General features: G+C 62.4%; 3 protein-coding genes. All 3 read left to right on the top strand.

The annotated features are described in order from the left end of the window. The coding region (locus EN893_RS22770) for a CocE/NonD family hydrolase (RefSeq protein ID WP_128361791.1) at positions 1–1,787 on the top strand (1,787 nt) is incomplete at its 5' end. A gap of 153 nt (positions 1,788–1,940) precedes the next feature. Further along, a complete protein-coding gene (locus EN893_RS22765) occupies positions 1,941–3,527 on the top strand; it encodes an ABC transporter substrate-binding protein (protein WP_127271943.1) in 1,587 nt (528 codons plus the stop codon). 15 nt (positions 3,528–3,542) lie between these two features. Continuing rightward, on the top strand, positions 3,543–3,900 hold a 358-nt coding region (locus tag EN893_RS22760), incomplete at its 3' end, for an ABC transporter permease (protein WP_164901030.1).

Here is a 3,900-nt window from a genome sequence, read left to right as displayed (position 1 = left end):
ATTTCGCCGGCCACGGCTATGCCTCGATCCGCGTCGACATGCGCGGCAATGGCGATTCCGAAGGGCTGATGGACGACGAGTATTCCGAGCAGGAATTGCAGGACGCCTGCGACGTCATCGCCTGGGCGGCAAGCCAGCCCTGGTGCAACGGCAATGTCGGCATGATGGGCATTTCCTGGGGCGGCTTCAACTGCCTGCAGGTGGCGGCCAAGCAGCCGCCGGCGCTGAAAGCCGTGATCAGCCTATGCTCGACCGTCGACCGCTATGCCGACGACATCCACTACAAGGGCGGCTGCCTGCTGATCGAGAACTTCGGCTGGGCTTCGACCATGCTGTCCTACTCGTCGCGGCCACCGGACCCGCTGCTGGCCGGCGACAACAGATGGCGCGATCTGTGGCTGACCCGGCTGGAGAACCAATCCTTCCTGGCGCCGCTGTGGCTGAAACACCAGCACCGTGATGCCTACTGGAAGCGCGGCTCGATCTGCGAGGATTTCTCCGCCGTCAAAGCCGCGGTGCTGTCGATCGGCGGCTGGCATGACGGCTACCGCAACACGGTCTCGCATCTGGCCAGCAACATCGAAGCCCCGGTCAAGGGCATTATCGGGCCATGGATCCACAAATACCCGCACTACGCAGGACCAAAACCCGCCATCGGCTTCCTGCAGGAGGCTCTGCGCTGGTGGGACCGCTGGCTGAAGGGTGTCGACACCGGTGTCGAGTCCGACCCGGCCTACCGCGCCTATGTCATGGACAGCGTGCGCCCAGCGCGCTGGCACCCCGAGCGGCCTGGCCGCTGGGTGGCGGAGCAGGAATGGCCATCGTCCAACATCAAGACACAAACGGTCGATCTGATCCCGTCAACGGAAAAACCCTCCATCGTTGCCTCGCCGCAAAGCTGCGGCCTGGCCGGTGGCGAGTATTTTCCCTTCACCTTCGGCCCCGAACTGCCGGGCGATCAGCGCCCCGACGATGCGCTGTCGGTGTGTTTCGACCAGTCGGAACTCAGTCAGGCCATCGACATCGTCGGCGCTCCGGAAGTCGAGGTGCGGCTGTCCTCCGACCGTCCGCAGGCCAACATCGCGATCCGGCTCTGTGACGTGCATCCCGACGGCGCCTCGGAACTGATTTCCTATGGCGTGCTCAATCTGACGCATCGCAATTCGCATGAATTTCCCGAGGCGCTGGTGCCGGGCGAAACCGTGTTCGCGCGCGTCGTGCTCGATCAATGCGGCTATCGCGTTCCGCCCGGCCACCACCTGCGTGTTGCCGTTTCAAACGCCTATTGGCCTGCCATCTGGCCGTCGCCGGAGCCGGTCCGGCTGACCTTGTCGGCGGCGACGCTCCGCTTGCCGCTGCGGCCGCTGGCGACAGACGACGAAGCGGCGTTCGCCGAGCCGGAAGGTGCCACTCCCTGGGCAACGGAGACGATCCGCGCCAGCAATTCCGAGCGCCATATCGATCGTGACGAAAAGACCGGAATCGTGACGCTTTCCATCGATGATGATTTCGGCGAGGTGCGCGATCTCGCTCATGGCCTGGCCAATGGCAGCATCGCCCGCGAGACCTGGACGATCCACCCCGACGATCCGCTCTCGGCCTCGGGGAAGACGCACTGGACGCAGACCCTGTCGCGAAACGGATGGTCGGTACGCACCGAAACGACAGCCGAAATGCGATCGGACGCGCAAAACTTCATCGTCAGCGCCAGAATCGAGGCCTATGAGGACGAAACCCTCGTCTTCGAGCGCAATTTCGAAGAGAAGGTGCGGCGCGCGCTTCTTTGAGCGCCGATTCATTGGTCCAATTGCGACGTACGATTTACGCCACGGCATGTCGCATTCGGTCTTGCTTACCGCTTTCCCTTGCGGTCATTATTCTCCTCACAAGAAACAAGAAAAACGACCGCAGAGTCGAACCAACAGAGTGAGGAACTCAAAATGTCGAACGAACTGGAATTTCTTAGCCGGCGTGTCGCGTCGGGCAAACTGAGCCGTCGTGATTTTCTCGGCCGGGCGGCGGCGCTCGGTATCTCCGCGCCCTTCGCCAACTCGCTGCTTTCAAGCGCTGCACGCGCGGCGGGTCCGGTCAAGGGCGGCACACTGAAGGCCGGCCTAGTCGGCGGTGAATCCACCAACAGCCTCGACCCGGCGCTGTTCATGACTCAGGTGCCGTTCGCCTTCGGCAAGATGTGGGGCGAATTGATTGTCGAGCTTTCGCCCGAAGGCAAGCTCGAGAATCGTATCGCCGAGGAGATCGGCTCGTCGGACGACGCCAAGGTGTGGACGCTGAAGATCCGCGACGGCGTCGAATTCCACAACGGCAAGACGGTGACCGCCGAGGACGTGGCCGCCACACTTGAGCGCCATTCCGACGAGAAGTCGAAATCCGGCGCGCTCGGCTATATGAAGGGCATCGAAACCATCAAGGCCAGCGGCAAGGAAGTCGTGCTGACCCTGAAGGAAGCCAATGCCGACCTGCCCTATTTGCTCAGCGACTATCACCTGATCGTCCAACCGAATGGCGGCAAGGACAAGGCCGACGCAGGCATCTCGGCCGGTCCTTACAAGGTTACGACCAATGAGCCCGGCGTGCGCCATGGCGGCGAGCGTTTCGCCAATTACTGGCAGGGCGACAAGATGGGCCACGCCGACCAGATCGAGATCATCGTCATCAACGATGCGACGGCGCGCACCGCCGCCCTGCAAGGCGGCCAGGTCAACATGATCAACCGCGTCGAGCCGAAGATCGTCGACCTGATCAAGCGCCTGCCCGGCGTCACCATCCGCAACCATGCGGGTCCCGGCCACTATGTCTTCATCGCGCATTGCAACACCGCACCCTTCGACAACAACGATCTGCGCATGGCGCTCAAGCTGGCCATCGACCGCGAAGAAATGCTCGACAAGATCCTGCGTGGCTACGGTTCGATCGGCAACGACTTCCCGATCAATGCGTCCTATCCGCTGTTTACCGAGATCGAGCAGCGCAAATACGATCCCGACAAGGCCAAGTTCCACTTCAAGAAGTCGGGCCATGATGGCGCCGTGCTGCTACGGACTTCCGACGTCGCCTTCCCCGGCGCCGTGGATGCCGCGCAACTCTATCAGCAGAGCGCGGCCAAGGCCGGCATCAAGTTGGAGATCAAACGCGAACCGGGCGACGGCTACTGGTCGGAAGTCTGGAACAAGCAGCCCTTCTGCGCCTCCTACTGGGGCGGCCGCTCGACGCAGGACCAGATGTACTCGACCGCCTATCTGTCGACGGCGGACTGGAACGACACGCGTTTCAAGCGTCCGGATTTCGACAAGATGGTGCTGGCGGCCCGGGCCGAACTTGACGAGACCAAGCGCAAGGCGATGTACCACGACATGGCTGTCATGGTCCGCGACGAAGGCGGTCTGATCCTGCCGATGTTCAACCAGTTCATCGACGCGACCGGTGCCAAGGTCGATGGCTGGGTCGACGATCCACATCAGGAACTGATGAACGGTTACGCCTTGGCGAAGTGCTGGCTGCAGGCCTGAGCCGGCTTTGCGGATATGTCTTCACCCATCCTGAAACTGATTGCCCAGCGCATCGCGCTGGGCATTCTCCTCTTGTTGGCCGTTTCGGTCCTGATTTTCGCCGGCACGCAGATCCTGCCCGGCGATGTCGCGCAAGCCATTCTTGGGCAATCGGCGACACCGGAGTCGCTCGCCAATTTGCGCGAGCAGCTCGGCCTCAACGATCCGGCCTATATCAGGTATTTCCGTTGGCTCGGCGGGGTGGTGACAGGCGACCTGGGTACCGCCATGTCGAGCGGCCAGGATATCGCCACGTCGATCAAGGGCCGGCTGTGGAACACGCTGTTCCTCGCCTTCTGGGCAGCGGTCGTCGCGGTGCCGCTAGCGATTATCC

Origin of the sequence: Mesorhizobium sp. M7A.F.Ca.CA.004.04.2.1 (assembly GCF_004022825.1) — a bacterium.
Taxonomy (GTDB): domain Bacteria; phylum Pseudomonadota; class Alphaproteobacteria; order Rhizobiales; family Rhizobiaceae; genus Mesorhizobium.
The sequence above is the reverse complement of the archived record's forward strand: the minus strand, read 5'-3'. Positions and strand labels throughout refer to the sequence as shown.